The sequence below is a fragment of the Streptomyces sp. NBC_00237 genome, from assembly GCF_026342435.1.
Taxonomy (GTDB): Bacteria; Actinomycetota; Actinomycetes; order Streptomycetales; family Streptomycetaceae; genus Streptomyces.
This window is the reverse complement of sequence record NZ_JAPEMT010000003.1, coordinates 700632-717418: the sequence shown is the minus strand read 5'-3', so window position 1 is coordinate 717418 and position 16787 is coordinate 700632. Positions and strand designations below refer to the sequence as shown.

Annotated in this window: 9 protein-coding genes; 1 reads left to right on the top strand and 8 read right to left on the bottom strand. The window is 72.8% G+C overall.

Translation table 11 applies throughout. The features are described from left to right. Nucleotides 1-135 precede the first annotated feature (135 nt). The gene (locus tag OG897_RS29780; protein WP_266661566.1) at nt 136-468 is read right to left on the bottom strand and encodes a glyoxalase; all 333 of its coding nucleotides are present in this window, start codon (nt 466-468) and stop codon (nt 136-138) included. 204 nt (nt 469-672) lie between these two features. On the opposite strand from OG897_RS29780, the gene OG897_RS29775 reads away from it, so the two are divergent. Then, nucleotides 673-1107, top strand: coding sequence for a VOC family protein (locus OG897_RS29775; RefSeq protein WP_266661564.1), 435 nt, complete (start codon nt 673-675; stop codon nt 1105-1107). A gap of 98 nt (nt 1108-1205) precedes the next feature. Here the strand turns inward: OG897_RS29775 and OG897_RS29770 are convergent, their stop codons facing one another. The 7 genes from OG897_RS29770 to OG897_RS29740 all read right to left on the bottom strand — a co-directional run bounded on the left by OG897_RS29770 (nt 1206) and on the right by OG897_RS29740 (nt 16786). Further along, nucleotides 1206-2774 (bottom strand): MFS transporter, encoded by a 1569-nt coding sequence (locus tag OG897_RS29770; protein ID WP_266661562.1) that lies wholly within the window; start codon nt 2772-2774, stop codon nt 1206-1208. Beyond that, entirely contained in the window at nt 2771-3631 is an 861-nt protein-coding gene (locus OG897_RS29765) for a thioesterase II family protein (protein WP_266661560.1), read from the bottom strand. The genes OG897_RS29770 and OG897_RS29765 overlap by 4 nt, the downstream gene beginning before the upstream one ends. Continuing rightward, entirely contained in the window at nt 3628-4770 is a 1143-nt protein-coding gene (locus tag OG897_RS29760; RefSeq protein WP_266661558.1) for a class II histone deacetylase, read from the bottom strand. The genes OG897_RS29765 and OG897_RS29760 overlap by 4 nt, the downstream gene beginning before the upstream one ends. Beyond that, nucleotides 4767-5195 (bottom strand): hypothetical protein, encoded by a 429-nt coding sequence (locus tag OG897_RS29755; RefSeq protein WP_266661556.1) that lies wholly within the window; start codon nt 5193-5195, stop codon nt 4767-4769. Before OG897_RS29755 ends, OG897_RS29760 begins: the two co-directional genes overlap by 4 nt. Before the next feature lie 95 nt (nt 5196-5290). Beyond that, entirely contained in the window at nt 5291-9112 is a 3822-nt protein-coding gene (locus OG897_RS29750) for an aminotransferase class I/II-fold pyridoxal phosphate-dependent enzyme (protein ID WP_266661554.1), read from the bottom strand. Next, complete coding sequence (locus OG897_RS29745; protein WP_266661552.1) at nt 9109-10230, bottom strand: DNA alkylation repair protein; 1122 nt, start codon at nt 10228-10230, stop codon at nt 9109-9111. Before OG897_RS29745 ends, OG897_RS29750 begins: the two co-directional genes overlap by 4 nt. After that, nucleotides 10223-16786 (bottom strand): type I polyketide synthase, encoded by a 6564-nt coding sequence (locus OG897_RS29740; RefSeq protein ID WP_266661551.1) that lies wholly within the window; start codon nt 16784-16786, stop codon nt 10223-10225. The genes OG897_RS29745 and OG897_RS29740 overlap by 8 nt, the downstream gene beginning before the upstream one ends. Between the last annotated feature and the right edge of the window lies 1 nt (nt 16787).

Sequence of the window (16787 nt, the reverse complement as noted above, 5' to 3'; positions counted from 1 at the left end):
CAGCGGCATGCCCATGCCACGTTCGCCCCCGGGTAGGGACCCAGTGGTTCTAAACCGGCGGCGCGCATGACAGCGGCAGCGGTATCGGGATCGATTCTTCTGGGCACGGCCCGTCCTCCCCTTTGTTCGTCCGGTTCACCCGGTGGCGCGGTCTCCCGCGAGCCGTCGTGACGCCACGACGTCGACCCTGACTCCGTTGGGATCCGTCACGGTGCGCTGCGACTCCCGCTCCCCGCCGTCCACTTCGACGGTGATCCGCACCGCGCGCAGGGGCAGTCGCTGCCCCTGCGGCAGGGCCGGATGGGAGTGGTCGAGGAGTACGAGCTCGTGCGGCGACGGTCCCGGCCGGCCCAGCCCCACGCACCACGGCGTTTCGTACGTGGTGCGGAAGCCGAAGAGCTCGGCATAGAAGGCGCGGGATTCCTCGATGCGCGAGGTGCAGATCACCGGGCAGAAGCTGGTCAGCATGGGGCGCCGTCTCTACTCGCGTACCAACGGTATGCGAGTAGAACCTAATCTGCATACCGACGGTATGTCAACCTGGGAATCGACCCCTCGACACCGCCTCCACGCCCCGTCCCGGAGGATGTGACGAGCGGCAGCGTCGCTCGTTGACAAATCGACGCTTCCACGCACGAGTTGACCGCACGTCTGCTTCAGAACGGTGATGAGATGACGCCCTCCGCACTGACCAGCTTCTATCCGGTGGTCTGCACCCGGCAGCTCAAGGAGGCGACGGAGTTCTACCGGACCCTCCTCGGCTTCGAGACGACCTTCGAGAGCGACTGGTACGTCAGCCTGCGGCGGCCCGAACCGCCGCACTACGAACTCGCCCTGGTCGACGCGGGGCACGACAGCGTGCCCTCGGCCTTCCGCAGGCCCGCCCAGGGGCTCCTGCTCAACTTCGAGGTGGCCGACGTCGACGCCGAGTACGCACGGCTGGTCGAGGGCGCCGGGCTCACACCGGAACTCGACCTGCGGAGCGAGGACTTCGGGCAGCGGCACTTCATCCTGTCGGCCCCCGACGGCGTCCTGATCGACATCATCACGCCCATCGCCCCCACCGCCGAGCACGCCGCCCACCACACGGACCGCCCGCACGACTAGGGCCTGTCCGGCGGACAGGCCCAGGTCGAGAAGGCGAGGTCACGGTGTGCGGGCCGGCCCGCGGGAGGTGCCCCGGTGGACTTCCGGCACCCGCCGGGTCAGGAGACCGGACGGCCCTCCGCCACGACGGGGGTCACTGCGGACTCGGGAGCTTCCTCCTCGGCTCCCCCTGCCGGAGCCTTGACCACCACGGCCACGAGGACGGCGGTACCGAGCGCCAGCACGACCCCGATGGCGCCGATCACGTTCATGCCGTCGGTGAACGCGGCCCGGGCGGACTCCAGCAGGGCCGCCGCCACGTCGGACGGCAGCTTCGCGGCTGCCTCCACCACTCCGGCGAGCGAGTCACCGGCTCCGTCGGCGACCCCTGCGGGGACGTCCACCCCGCTGCGGTACACGGCCGTGCCGATGCTGCCGAGTACGGCCACGCCGAGCGCCATGCCCAGCTCGGTGCTGGTCTCCGAGACCGCGGACGCGGACCCCGCCTGCTCGGGCGGTGCGGATCCGACCACGATGTCGGTGCCCAGGGCGATGAGCGGCCCGCCGCCCGCGTAGACGAAGGCGAAGCCGGTCACCACCTGGGCGATCCCGGAGGTGCTGTCCGCCGTGGCCAGCATGACGTGGCCGAGGGCCGACACGGCCAGGCCGAAGGCGACGACGTACGCGGGCCGGAACTTGGCCGCGGCGACCGGGGACATCATGGACGTCACGATCAGCGCGCCCGCGGCGGGCAGCAGGTACAGACCGGCCTTCATCGGGGAGAGGCCGCCGACCAGTTGCAGGTACTGCGTCACGAACAGGTAGGTGCCGCCCGCCACCAGCATGCTGAGCAGCATCGTCACCAGCGTGGTGCGGAACGCGGGGTTGCTGAAGAGGGTGAAGTCGAGCAGCGGGCTGTCCAGCGTGCGCTGCCTGCGGACGAACACCACGGAGCAGACGAGACCCACCACGATCGCCGCGGCGGACACCGCCGAGACGCCGTCCTTGGCGATCTCCTTCAGGCCGTAGACCACCGGCAGGATCGCGGCCAGCGACAGGCCCACGCTGGCCAGGTCCAGCCGGCCGGACTCCTCGTCGCGGTACTCCGGCAGCAGCACCGGCCCCGCCACCAGCAGCAGCACCATGACCGGTACGCCCAGCAGGAAGACCGAACCCCACCAGAAGTATTCGAGCATCGCGCCGCCGACCACCGGGCCCAGCGCGATGCCCACGGAGAACATGGTGATCCAGACCGCGATCGCCACCCCGCGCTGCTTCGCGTCCCGGAACATGTTGCTGATCAGGGCGAGGGTCGAGGGCATCAGAGTGGCGCCGGCGATGCCCATGGCGGCCCTCGCCGCGATGAGGGTGGCCGGGCCGTTGGCGTACGTGGCGGCGACCGAGGCGACGCCGAAGGCCGCGGCGCCGATCAGCAGCAGCTTCCTGCGGCCGATGCGGTCGCCGAGCGTGCCCATCGTCACCAGGAAGCCCGCGATCAGGAACCCGTAGATGTCGATGATCCACAACATCTGGGAGGCGGACGGGTCAAGGGCCGTACTGACGTGGGGCACGGCCAGGTGCAGCACGCTCACGTCGATGGACAGCAGCAGTGTGGGCAGCGCCAGCACGGCGAGGCCCAGCCATTCGCGTGGTCCGGCCTGGTGGGGGGAATCGGTGGTGGTGCTCACGCTGGTTCCTTTCCAAGATGCTTCGCGTGGCCACCCGAAACGGGGATCGGGCGGCGGAGGGGGTGCACGGCGCCGTTCCCGGCCCGCGGTCCCTCGCGGTCCGGCAGCAGCCGGCCCGCGACGGTCCGGGCGGGGGCGGGCGCGTACAGGTAGAAGTGGCCGCCGGTGAACATCAGCCGGCTGAAGCCGCCCGACGTTTCGAGCGACCACAGGTGCAGCCGCTCGGCGATGACCACGGGGTCGTCGACAGCGCCGAGTGCCAGGACGGGGGTGCTCGTGCCGGTCGCCGGACGCTCGTACCGTTCCATCGCTTCGAGGTCCGCGCGGACGGCATGCAACGACAGCTGGACGAGGTCGGGCCGGTCCATCAGCCCCGGGGCCATCCCGCCGATGTCCACCAGGTGTTCCAGCAGCTCCGCGTCGCTCCGGAGGTGGGCGAACGGCGGTTCGCTGGGAAAGCAGGGCGGCTGGCGTGCGGAGACGGCCAGCAGCCGGGGCGCGAGGCCCCTGCGTTCCATCGCCCTGGTGAGTTCGTAGCCCAGGACGCTGCCGAAGCTGTGCCCGATGACCGCGTACGGCAGCGGATCCCGCTCGGCGAGGGCCCGGCCGAGCGCCTCCACCTGGGGCGCGACCCGGGTGAGGGGCGGTTCGTTGATGCGCGCGCCCCGTCCCGGCAGCTGGGCGACGAGCAGCTCGACGTCCGCCGGGAGGACGTGCCACCAGGAGCGGAACGCGGAGGGCCAGCCGCCCGCGTGCGGGAGCGCCACGATCCGGAAGCGGGGCCTGACGCCCTGCTCCGCACCGGCCCCCGGGGGCCTGCGCGCACCCGCCCCCACCGTCATCCACCAGTCGCTCATCGCCCGCCTCCCCGGGCGGACGCGACGGCAGCCGTACGGGCCAGCAGGGGGTGATGGGTCTCCAGGTGCGTGATCACCCGGTCCTGGTGCCGCTGAAGGCGCTGGCCGGGCAGGTGGTCGAGCGAGTGCAGGAAGGGGTCCTGCGGCGCGGGCAGGCCGGCGATCGCGGTGGCCGTGCCCAGTACCAGCATCGGCTGGTACCAGGCCGAGTAGCCGCCTTCGTGGGCGAACACGATCCGGCCCCGGGTCAGTTCGTCGGCGAGCCGGCACAGCGTGGCGGTCATGGCGTGGAAGGTGCGGCTGGTGCACATCATCCGGCCCATCGGATCGTGCCCGCTCGCGTCGACGCCCGCGGCGACCAGGATCAGATCCGGGCGGAAGGCGCGTGCTGCGGGCACCACGAGGCGGTCGACGGCGGCGAGGTAGGCGTCGTGTCCCGTGCCCGCGGGCAGCGGCACGTTGAGGGTGCTGCCCGCGCCCGCGCCGGTGCCGGTCTCCGTGACGAGTCCGGAGGCGGCGGGGAACAGCCCGTCCTGGTGGAGGGAGACGTACAGGACGTCGGGGTCCTCGTAGAAGGCCCGTTGGATGCCGTTGCCGTGGTGCACGTCCCAGTCGAGGATCATGACCCGGCGCACTCCGCGGCGCTGTGCCGCCCGGGCGGCGACGGCCACGTTGTTGTAGAGGCAAAGCGCCATCGCCCGGTCGGGCTCGGCATGGTGACCGGGCGGCCGTACGAGGCAGTAGGCCCGGTCGAAGCGCCCGTCCAGGACGCTCTCGGTGGCCTGCACGCAGGCCCCTGCGGCGAGCCTGGCGGCCTGTGCGCTGTGGTAGTTGACGTACGCGTACACGCCCGCGTCGCCCGAGCCGATCGCCGACGTGGCCTCGACCCGCTCGATGTGCCCGGGCGTGTGCACCAGCAGCAGGTCCTCGTCGGTGGCGGGTGTGGGCGTGACGACCGTGAACCGGTCCTGCACGCCCGACACCTTGACCAGACCCTCCGCTCGGCGCAGGTCCGGGTCGACCGCGAACTGCCGGAGCGGCTCGACGCCGGGGCCCACCGGCACGTACCCCGATCCGGAGCCGGGGTCGTGCCAGAAGCAGAGTTCGTGGCTGTACCACGCCGGGCGGGATGTGCTCACGGGGCGGACACACCCAACGAGGCGAGGCTGACTCCGGAGACCCGCTCGATGTACTGGAGGTAGTACGCGCGCTCCTCGTCGGGGGTGCGCTTGGTGCGGAAGGTGGTCTCCAGCAGCCCCAGCACCTCCCCCGTCTCGTGCGCGGTGAGCGGCCTGCCCGCCGCTTCCTGCTCGGCCGCGCGTATCCGCCCGGCGGGCTCCAGCACGCCGTCGGCGTACGCCTGCTGGTCGGTGGCGTGGTTGCGGGTGGAGGCGATGGTCTTGAGCACCGCTCCGAAGAAGAGGGCGCTGTCCGGCGCGGCCGGGGCGTAACCCGTCGAGTCCTGGCCTGTCGCGTCCGGACCTGTCATCTCCGGGCCTGTCATGTCCGGGCCGGACACGTCGGTACGAGTCATGTCCGTGCGGGTCATGTCGGTGTAGGTCATGTCGGTGCTCCTCGGTCTGCCGTGCGGTCGGTCGGTCGACGTGTGCTGGTGCCCGGGTGACGGACGGGTGAGGGACGGGTGAGGGGGCTGAGGGGTCAGGCGATCAGGCCGCAGGCGCGGCCGGCCTTCTCCAGCGTCGCGACGGCCGTGTCCAGGTCGGCGTCCGAGTGGCTCAGGCTGACGATGGTCCGCAGCCTGGGCAGGGTGCGCGGCACCGCCGGATAGACGATCGGCTGCACGAACAGCCCGTCCAGCTGGCACAGCCGCGCCATCTCGTGGGCCTGCTGCGAGCTGTGGCAGACGACGGGCACCACCGGTGTCTCACTGGCGAGCGTGTCGAAGCCCAGGGCACGCAGCCGTCCGAGGTACCTGGACGTCCTGGCACGCAGTTCGCGGGGGCGCTCCGGGGATGCCTCCATCACCTCGATCGCGGCCTTCGCCGCCGCCACCTGGGCCGGTGTCACCGCCGCGGAGAACATCCAGCCCCGGGCGTTGTTCTTCAGGGCGAAGACCAGATCGCGCGAGCCCGCGACGTAACCGCCCGCGCTGGGAACGGTCTTGGACAGCGTGCCCATCTTGACGTCGACGCGCTCGGGGTCGATGCCGAAGTGCTCGGTGATGCCGCGTCCCGTGCTGCCGAGCACGCCGAGGCTGTGCGCCTCGTCGACCATCAGCGGGGCGTCGTACCGTTCGCACAGCTCCACGATGCCCGGCAGCGGGGCCACGTCGCCGTCCATGCTGAAGACCGCGTCCGTCACCACCAGCCGCCCCGCGTCGCCGACCTTGCGCAGGGCCCGCTCCAGGTCGGCGAGATCATTGTGGGCGTACGTGATGACCCGGGCGCCGGACAGCCGGTAGCCGTCGAGGATGCTCGCGTGGTTGTACACGTCACCGATGACGACGTCGCCGGGGCCGACCAGTGCGCCCACCGTCGCCACGTTGGCCATGTACCCGCTGGAGAAGACGATCGCGTCCTCGGTCCCGAGGAAGCGGGCGAGGGTCAGTTCCAGTTCGCGGTGCAGATGCAGGGTGCCCGCCAGCAGACGCACGCCGTGGGCACCCGTGCCGTGCTGCTCCACGGCGCTGAGGGTCTGCGCGTCGATGTAGTCGTGTCCGATGAGGCCGAGGTAGCTGTACGAGGCGAAGTTGAGGTACCAGCGGCCGTCGAACTTGATGTGGGCGCCCGCGGCCTCCTGGACGACCGGCTCGTAGAAGTACGCGTCCTGGGCGACGACGAGGCGGTCCTCGGCCGACAGCGTGTCGATGCGCCGTTCGAGGAAGGTGCCCTGCGCCGAGGAGGACAGCCTGCCCGGCAGGGTGCGCCGCGGCGTCCGGCCCGGGGCGGACAGGGCCCCGTGCGGCGGCCGGTCGGCGGCGGGCGGGGCGACGGGGGGCGGCGGGAAGACGGGATCCGGTGTCCGGAAGCGGTCCCAGTCGGCGACGAAGGAGTCACCGGCCGGGGGTGTCTGCGGTACGGATGCCCTGGCGGACTCGTGCGGGGCCGGGGGCGGAGCGGGGGCCGGAGTGGGAACGGGAGCCGGAGCCGGAGCCCGGACCGGGGTGGGCGTCGGAGTCGGGGGCGCAGCCACCGGTGCCGTCTGCGGTTCCAGATGGGCGAGGAGTGCGCCGACCTCGCTGTGCTCGAAGAACACCGCGGGGTCGACCTCGGTCCCGTCGGCCGAGAGGGAGGCGGCGAGTTCGACCGCCATCATCGAATCGAGGCCGATCTCCAGGAGATTGTCCTCGGGCGACACGTCGTCGACGTGGAGGATCTTCTTCAGGGCGGTCGACAGCGACGGCCACAGCCCGCTTTCCGGTGTCACAGTGGTCATTCGTGCATCCTTCGCATTCGCGGCGGCAGTCAGGACGTAGTGCGCGGGGGGACGGCCGAGGGCCGTGTGCAGCAGGCCGACGCCTTCGTCGGCCGTCAGGGCCGGTATGCCGTGGGCGGCGGCCCTGGGAGCGATTCCCTCGCCCATGCCGACGGTCCACAGGCCCCAGCCGAGGCTGAACCAGGGCTCGCCGTCGGCCCGTTTGCGGGCGGCGTAACCGTCGAGGTAGGCGTTGGCCGCCGCGTAGGAGCTCTGCCCGAGGTTGGCGCGCACGGCGGCGACGGACGAGAACAGGGCGACGAAGCCCGGCGGTTCCCTCGTGGCCAGCAGGTCGGCGAGCGCGTGCACCCCGCCGATCTTCGGGGCGAGGACCTCGCCCACCCGGTCCGGCGTCAGGGTGCGGGCCAGGCCGTCGCGGAGCACTCCGGCGCCGTGGAGGACCCCGTCGTAGCGCTCGGCTCCGGCGAGTGCCTCGGGCAGCCGACGTACGTCGGTGGCCACGGTGTCCACCTCGCAGAGCGCGGCGAGCCGGTTCAGCCGCCGCCGGGCCTCTCCCCGGTCCGGTACGGTCCTGCCCACCAGGGTGAGGTGGGCGCAGCCCTGCCCGGCCAGGAACTCGGCGACCAGCAGGCCGATGCCGCCCATGCCGCCGGTGACGAGGAAGCGTCCGCCCCGCAGCCGCACCGGCCCCAGGGCCTCGGGCGCGATGGCGGGCTCGACCACGGGGGCGTACCAACTGCCGCCGCGCCGGGCGAGTTCCGGCTCCGCGCGCTCCAGTACGTCACTCAGGGAGGCGGCGGGGCCGGTTCCAGGGGTGTCGCCCGGGTCGGGGGCGAGGTCGACCAGGCGCACCCTGGTGCGCGGGTGTTCGACCTGCAGCGTGCGGCCGAGCCCCCACAGGGCGGTCATGAAGGGATCGACGGTCTCCTGCCCGGTCACCTGATGGGCCGTGGTGGTGACGATCGTCAGGTCCGGCATCGGGGGGCGCGCCGCCAGCACGCGGACCAGGGCGAAGACACCCTGGAGCGCCCGGGTCACCTGCTCCTCGCCCGTCAGGCCCCTCGGCGCGTCGTACAGCACGCCCTGGACGGTGGTGTCTCCCAGGAGTACGTCGAGGCGCTCGGGGGTCAGCTCCGCGGGAGTCGTACGCACCACGGGCCGCTCCCCCGGCAGGTGGACGTCGTCCCCCGAGACCAGCAGCAACGCCCCGCCGGGAGCCGGGGACGGGCGGACCGGATCGGTCTTCCGCCAGACCACGCTCTCGACGGACCCGACGGCGGCACCGGGTGGCGCGGACGTGGGGGTGGCCCCGGCCGGTGCGGCCGACTTGAGGGTGATGCGCTCCAGTTCGAGCAGGACCTCCCCCTGCTGGTTGCAGACTGTCGCCCGGCCCCGTACGACGCCGGTGCGGGTCCCGGTCGGCTCCTCCCGCTCGACCAGTGCCAGCACCGTGCCCGAGATCCTCCTGCGGGCGACGATCCGGCCGACGTACCAGGGCAGGCACGCCCCGGCCGCCCCGTCGTCGAGCATGCCGAGCGCCTGGAAGACGGCGTCGAGCAGCGGCGGCGGGACGAAGGAGTTCCCGTGCAGGTCGTCGGCCGCCCGCAGCACGGCGAGCATGCGCCCCGGCCCCGTGCGGGCGGACCGGATCGCACGGTAGGACGGCCCGTAGGTGATGCCGCTCCCCCGCTGCCACGCGGTCACGGCCGTGCGGGGCACGTCCCGCGTGCAGCCGGCCTGGAGGTCGGCGACGTCCAGGTAGCGCGGCGGCGGCAGCGCGATCCGTACGACGCGCGCGGTGCAGTGCTCGCGCGGTGTGCCGTCGCCGCCGGGCTCCGGGGAGCGGACCGCGCACTGTCCGTCGTCGGTGGTGTGCACCTGGAGCTCCGCGTCCGCCGCCTCCACGCGCAGCGGTACCCGGAAGGCGACGTCCTTCAACGTCCACTGCCCGTCCGGGCGCCGGGCCTCGCAGGCGGACAGGACCGCGTCGATCTGGGCCGCGGCCGGGACGACGGGTACGGAGCCGATCCGGTGGTCCCGGACCAGCGGATCGGCGGCGTCGAGGGGGAACCGGGTGCTGTTCATGTCCGCAGCCCGAAGCGCTCGGTGGCCTTGACCAGGCCGTTGGCCTGGATGTCGACGAGGTGTTCGCCCGCGTAGTACCGGCGGGTCTGCACCTCCTTGATCATGTGGGTCTTGTGCAGCGTGCGCCGTTCGCCGGCCGCGAGGTCGAGCGTCGCCAGTTTGAAGACCTTGGGAATGCTGCGGCCGTTCTTGCGGACGTGGTGCACCACGTAGTCGACGGTGACGCTGTGGGAACGGTCGTCGGTGTTCTCGATGTCGAAGCTGAGGACGAGCGTGTCCCCGACGGTCACCGACCCGGGAGTGATCTCCAGCCGGGGTACCCGCAGGTGTTCGCCGCCCGTGGCCCCCAGGATCGCCAGGGCCTGCTGATCCCCCTTCTTCACGAGGGTGCGGAGCGCGTGCTTGACGATCCAGGTCGTCTCCGGGGTGGGGCTCTCCCGCATCCACCGCAGGGCGGTGGCGAGCGCGACCTCGGGGGCGTCCTTGGAGATGTCGTTCAGGTTGTTCGCGACGGACTTGCGCACGTACTCCGAGGGGTCGCTGCGCAGGGGTTCGAGGATCTCCAGGACGGGCTGCGGGTCCTTCACGAAGACGGTGAGGGTACGGGCCCACGGCAGCCGGGAGCGGATCCCCTCGGTGGCGAGCCTGCGCACGTTGTGGCTGGGGCTGAGGGCCCATCGGGCGACCCGCCGCATGGTGGGCTCGTAGTGGTTCTCGATGTAGGGGCGGATCGCGTACTCGCCGGTGTGCCGTTTGGTGATCTCCTCGATGGCGTCGAGGGAGACCTCCGGGTGCTCCAGTCCGTACTCCTCGACGAACCTGGCCACCGGCATGAGGAACCAGCTGGCGTTGAACATGCCCTCGCCCTCGGCGAGTTCGTCCCCGAGGATCGGCAGGAGGAGCGCCACGGCCTCGGGGTAGTCCTGCGGCAGCCGGGTGCGCAGCCCCTCGGCCAGGACGAGGACGCGGTCCTTGAGCTCCTTGCCGGGGATGCGCCGCTCGACATCCGACGCGTACCCCTCGATGTCGAACTCGGGGTGGACGGCGCGGATCCGGCCGCCGATGAGGCGTGCCGCGTCGCCGTTGAAGTGCCGCTTCAGTCCGTACTCGCTAGCCATGGTGCTCGGGCCTCTTCGTCTCGTGGGGCTCGTGGGGATGGGTTCGGTCGGCATCGGTGCCGGTGTCCGTGAGGGCGGGGTCCGGTGGGCCGGTGTCCGTGGCACCGGCCGAGATCCAGAACCGCCTTCGGTTGAAGGGGTAGGAGGGGGCGGTGGTGATCCGCTGCTCCTTGCCCTGGTGCAGGGCCGCCCAGTTCAGGTCATGGCCGGTGCGGCGGTAGTGGGCGGCGAGGGCCGCGTGCAGCTGCGCCTGGTCGGTGTGGCCACGGCGCAGCGTCGCGATCCAGGCGGGTTCGGCGCCGAGAGCCGCCTTGGCCGAGGCGATCAGCTGGGGGTGCGGGCCGATCTCCCAGACGGCGTGCGGGCCGGTGTCGCCCAGGGTGGCGACGGCCTGCGCGAAGAGCACGGGCCGACGCAGCGCCCTGGCCCAGTGCTCGGGATCGGTGGCGGTGGCCGGCGTGTGCCAGGTGCCGGTGAGGGTGGAGGCGAAGGGCAGGGCGGGGGCGGCGAGCGCCACGGTGGCCACGGCGTCGGCGAAGGGGGCGACGGCCCCTTCCATCGCGGCGGAGTGGAAGGCGTGGCTGACGGTGAGGGGCTGGGTCCTGAGGGAGGTCTGCTCGCGGAAGCGGGCGACGGTGTGCGCGGGCCCGGTGAGGGTGTGGACGCGGGGGGCGTTGTGTGCGGCGATCTCCAGGCCGGGAAAGGGGCGGAGTGCCTCGGTGAGGGTTGCGGTGTCGGCGTGGGCGACCGCCATCGCGCCGTCGGTGGGCTGTGCCTGCATGAGCCGGCCGCGCAACGCGGTCAGCCGCAGCAGGTCGGGCAGGGACAGCACTCCGGCGGCCCAGCCCGCGGTGAGCTCGCCGAGGCTGTGGCCCGCGACGGCGCTGGGGCGCACGCCCAGTGCTTCGAGCTGGCGGACCAGCGCGACCTGCACGCTGACGATGCCGATCTGCGCGTACTGCGTCTGGTCGAGGTGTCCGCCCGTGTCGCCGTGCAGCAGGTCGAGCAGAGGTATGTCGGTGTACGGGGCGAGGAGTTCGGCGCACTCGTCCACCGCCGCGCGGAAGTGCGGCTCGGTGGCGTACAGACCTCGGCCCATTCCAGCGTACTGCGAGCCCTGCCCGGTGAAGAGGAACACCGTGCTGGTCGCCTTGTTGCTGTGCCTGGTCACAGGGACGGCGCCGGACGCGACCTCGGTCAGCCGCTCGGCCAGCTCGGCGGCGGTCGTGCCGTGCACGGCTGTCCGGTAACGGTGCGCGGCACGGCCGGTGTTCACGGTGTGCACGAAGTCGGCCGTTTGCTCCTCGGATCCGGCGGAGGTTCCGGCGGTCAGGTGTGCGGCGTAGGCGCCCGCCAGAGCGCGCGCGGACGGCTCGTCGGCGGCGCTGACCCGCAGCAGGTGGCTTTCCTGCGCCGTCGACGGGCCACCGGCCCGGGGCGCGGGCTCCTCGACGATCACATGCGCGTTCACGCCCCCCATGCCGAAGGCGCTCACCGCGGCACGGCGCGGCTGCCCGCCACGGGGCCAGTGGCGGGGGCGGTCGGCGACGTAGAACGGCGTGTCCTCGAAGCGGATGTGCTCGTTCGGGCGCGTCACGTGCAGCGTCGGCGGAATCAGCTCGTGTTCCATGGCCAGCAGCAGCTTGACGAGACCCACCAGCCCCGAGGCCGGTTCCAGATGGCCCACGTTGGACTTCACCGATCCGATCGCGCAGTACTGCGCGCGGTCGGTGAAGCCGCGCCAGGCCCGGGTGAGCCCGTCGATCTCGATCGGATCGCCCAGGCCCGTGCCCGTGCCGTGCGCCTCGACCAGACCGATGGTGTCCGGGGAGACTCCGGCGTCCCGCAGCGCCGCCGCGATGACGTCGCGCTGGGCCCGGGGGCTGGGCGCGGAGTAACGGGTCGTACGGCCGCCGTGGTTGACGGCGGCGCCCTTGATCAGCCCCCGGATCCGGTCGCCGTCCCGCAGGGCGTCGTCGTGCCGTCGCAGCACCACGGCGACCGCCCCCTCCCCCGGTACGAAGCCGTCGGCCGTGCTGTCGAAGGTGCGGCAGCGGTGGCGCGGCGAGAGGGCCATCAGGTCGCCCATGGAACGGAAGTACTCCGGGCTGAGGCCGGCGTGCACCGCGCCGATCACCGCGGTGTCGATGTCTCCGGAACGCAGGTGCTGCAGGGCGGTGTGCACCGCCACGAGCGAGGACGAGCACAGGGTGTTCACCAGGGCGCTGGGCCCGTGCCAGTCCATCAGGTAGGACAGCCGGTTGGCGATCATCGCCTCCAGGCCGAGGCCGCGCCCCTCGGGGGCGCCGTGGCGCACCCGTTCCTCGTGGTAGTGGTCGTGGCTGTACGCGATCCACAGGCCGGTGTTGCTGTCGGCGGCCCGCTCACCGGACCTGGCGCCGTCGTCGAGGGCTTCCCAGACCGTCTCGTACACGATCCTGGCCTGCGGGTCGATCTGCGGGGCCTCGCGCGGCGAGATCCGGAACGGAGTGGGGTCGAACTCGTCCACCCTGTCCAGGAAGGAAGCGTGCGGGGCCGGTCCGTTCGCCGGGTCCCACCGGCCTTCGGGCGCCCGGCGGACGGTGTCGCGCCCCTCGGCGAGGAGTTCCGCGAAGTCGTCCAGGCCGTGCGCGCCGGGCAGCCTGATCGCGGCACCCACGACCGCGACGTCCCGCGAGCGTGACTCTCCGGGGGCGGAGACGGGGGCGGGGGTGGGGGTGGGGGGCGGTGCAGGTGTGGGGGCGGGTCGGGGCAGTGGTCGTGGGGAGACGGCGAGTCGTTCCCGGGCGGGCACGGGCTCGGCAGGGGGCTCGGGAACGGGCGCCTGCGCGGGGGCGTCCGCCGACGGGGGCGGTGGGTCCGCCGGTGCCGCGCGGACGCCGGGCCGCTCCAGGAGGTCAGGTGCCTCCTCCAGGGCGAACGCGGCGAACTGACGGGGGGTCGGGTACTCGAAGAAGACCGTCGGATAGAGCGACAGGCCGTACTCCTGCGAGACGCGCTCGCTCAGGGCCACCAGGCCGACCGAGTCGAATCCCGCCGAGAGGAACTCCGTGTCGGCGTGCTCCTCGGGCACTCCCGTCAGGTCCAGGAACCAGGCGAGCACGCGCGCGGCCGTCGAGACGGAGGAGACGGGCACGGGGGTGTTCGCCACGACCGGAGGGTCCGGTACCGGCGTGCTCGGTGCGGAGGCTTCCCCTGCCGGGCGGGCGGATACCGGGGCCGTCGCGGGCGGTGGCGGGGGCGTGATGGTGGGCGAGGAGGGGGCCGTCGTGAGCGGGGTCGTGACCGCCGTCTGCGGTACCGCGTCCTCCCCGGGCGCCCGCCTGCCGGAAGCCTCCGCACCAGCCGACTCCCCGCTGAACGCCTGCGCGGGGACCCGCTTCGACGACATGTCGCCGAACACGAGCAGCGGATTGCCCCGCACGTCGGTGACCGTCTGCGTGACCCGGCATGCCTCGTCGTTCCAGAAGGCGGTCTCGGTACGGACGTACGCGGCGCCGTCCAGCGGCCCGAAGACCTGCACCCGGCCCACCGAGAGCGGGATGAAGGCGGATGCCTCCTCGGCCCCGAACACCGGGTTCCCCGGGTCGATGGCCGCGATGGTGACGCTGTCGAGCAGACCGGGGAACAGCTCCACGTCGGCCGCGTTCATCTCGCGCTGCCGGGCGCCCTCGATCCGTGCGAGGGTGCCGCCGTCCGGCAGGCTCGACACCCAGGAGATGTTCCGGTAGTAGCGGCCGTGGTGGTAGCCGATGCGCCGCAGCCACCGGTAGAGGCCCGAACCCGCGTACAGCTCGGAGCAGGTGGCGAGGAGGGCGGCGATCGGCACGGCGGCCGGTGCGGCGGCGGGCTGCTCGGCGTACCGGCCGGTGACGAAGAGACCCCCGTCGGCGGCGTCCGTCACCGTGAACCGCCGGTCCGCGCCGACCCGGCACACCACTCGGTGCGCGCCGACGGGGATCAGCGGCCGGTGGAAGAGGACGTCCTCGACGCCGTGGAAGGGCTCGCCGCGCAGCGCGGCGCCCTCGCGCAGGAAGTCGAACCACGCCACGCCCGGAAGCATGATCTGCCGGTACACGGCGTGCTGGGCGACGGGGGACTCGCCGGGCCCGAACACACGGGAGAACACGTGTCCCGCACCGCCCCCGTCCGACACCAGCTCCGCGGGCGCGCCCTGCTCCGCCGAGCGCAGCGGCTCGCGCAGGTCCAGGGCCCGGCCACGGAGCTGCGCCGAAGGGAGCAGTCGCTTGCTCCAGGCCGACGCGCCCTGGAATGCCTGCCAGTCGATGTCCAGGCCCCCGGCGAAGAGTTCGGCGGTGAGTGCGGCGAGTACCGCGGCCGCCGACCGCTGGTCCCGGGCGCCTGCCAGCCGGGTGCAGAGCTCGCCGCCCCGGGTGACGTCCGCGCGGCCGGAGCCGGTGGGCGAGCCGCCGCCGGGAAGCGAGCCGTCACCGGAACCGGGAAGGGATGCGATGTCGGGAAGGAGGTCGCCGCCGAGCCTGAGCACCTGGGCGAGCGCGTCCTCCAGCGGGACGCGTCCCCACCCGAAGTCCTTGACCGCCTCCCATCCCGGCGGCAGGTCCACGGCGGCTTCCGGCACGCCCAGGTCGTGCAGCGCCACGACGAGGGCGATCGCCTCGCTGATCCGGAGCAGTTCGCCGGAGAAGTCGGCCAGTTGAGCACCGGTCGCCGCCTCGAAGCGGCTGAGGACCTCGTGCACGGCGGGCACGGCCCGGTCGAGGTCCGAGAGCCACGGGGGCGCGCCGACGGCGGCCTGGGGACGTACCGGCACGGTGGGCGGGGAGCCCTCGGCGCCGGGCGCCCGGTCGTCGTCGCTCCGGTCGTCGCTCCGCAGGAGCCACGCGCGCAGACCGGCGGCCAGTTCCGTGGCGTCGCCGCCGCAGACCGCGGTGCGCGCGGAGCGGTGCGGACGTGCCAGTCGTGCCGTGGCGCACACGTCGGCGAGGTCGTCCGTGACCGTCGGCAGGAACTCCAGCCACTGGGCCGCCAGTTCGCGCAGTGCGTACGGGCTGTCGGCCGACAGGGGCAGGACGTGGAGCGTCCGGGGCGCTCCGGCGCGGGGCGGTGTCCCGGCGGGGTGCCGGGGCATCGACTCGGCCACGACGTGCGCGTTCGTACCGCCGAAACCGAAGCCGCTCACCGCTGCCCGCCGTACCGGCACCTCGGGCCAGGGGTGCTGCGTCTCGGGGAGGTAGAACGGGCTGTCGGTCAGGTTGAGGCGGGGGTTGGGCCGCTCGACCGCCAGGGCCGCGACGGTCCCCTCGCGCAGCAGGAGGACGACCTTCGCCAGTCCCGCGAGTCCGGACGCCGAGTGGAGGTGTCCGATGCGGCGCTTGACGGAACCGAGCGCCACGGAGTTCCTGGGGACGCGGTGGCGGCCGAACACCTCGGTGAGCGCCCGCGCTTCGATCGGGTCGCCGATGGCCGTGCCGGTGCCGTGCGCCTCGACGTACTGGACGGTCGCCGGGTCGACCGTGTCGTACACCTTGCTCAACAACTCCACCTGGGCTTCCAGGTTCGGCGTGGTGACCCCCATGGTGCGGCCGTCGTTGTTGACCGCCGTGCCGGTGATGGCTCCGTGGATGAAGTCGCCGTCGGCCAAGGCGGCCCGCATCGGCTTCAGTACGAGGGCGACGGCTCCTTCGCCGGGCACGTAACCGTTGGCCCTGCTGTCGAAGGTCCGGCACAGGCCGTCGGGGGACAGGGCTCCGGTGCGGGAGAGCAGGACGAAGGTGAGCGGGTCGATGAGCAGGTCGACCGCGCCGACCACGGCCAGCTCGCAGGCACCGGCCGCCAGGCTCTGGCAGGCGAGCCAGACGGCCGAGAGCGAGGACGAGCAGGCGGTGTCGACGACCAGGCTGGGGCCCGACAGGTCGAAGCGGTCGGACAGCCAGGCGGCGGCGAAGTTCTGCGACCTTCCCCACAGGGCGGCGGGCCTGAGCCCTTCGGCGGGCCCGAGGCCGTCGGCCGGGCCGCGTCCTTCGGCGGGGCCCGCCGGGCCCCGGGGGCCGGTGCCCCGCCCGTGGTCGAATCCGTACGCGTTCATGCGTGCGCCGACGAACACGCCCGCGTTGAGCCTCCGCCGCACTCCCAGGTAGCCGGAGTCCTCCAGGGCCCGCGCGCCGACTTCGAGCATGACGCGCTGCTGAGGGTCCAGGAGCACGGCGTCCTCGGCGTTCATGCCGAACGCCTCGTGGTCGAAGGAGAACGGGTCCAGCAGGAACGCTCCGCGGTGGTGGGTGCCCCGGTGCGGGCCTTCGCCCAGGTACAGATCGCGGGCCCAGCGGCTCGGCGGAACGTCGCCGACCTCGACCCCGTCGCGCCGCAGGAGGTCGTGGAAGTCCGCGGTGTCCTCCGCGCCGGGGAGCCGTACCGCCAGGCCGATCACGGCGATGCGGCTGTCGAGCTCGGTCACTGCGGTCCTCTCGTTCGGATCGGTGGTCGTGCCTGTGGGCATGTCGGTGGGCATGTCGGTGGGCGTACCGATGGACGTACGGATGGGCGTGTCGGTGGGCGTGGAGCCGTTGGTGGTCATG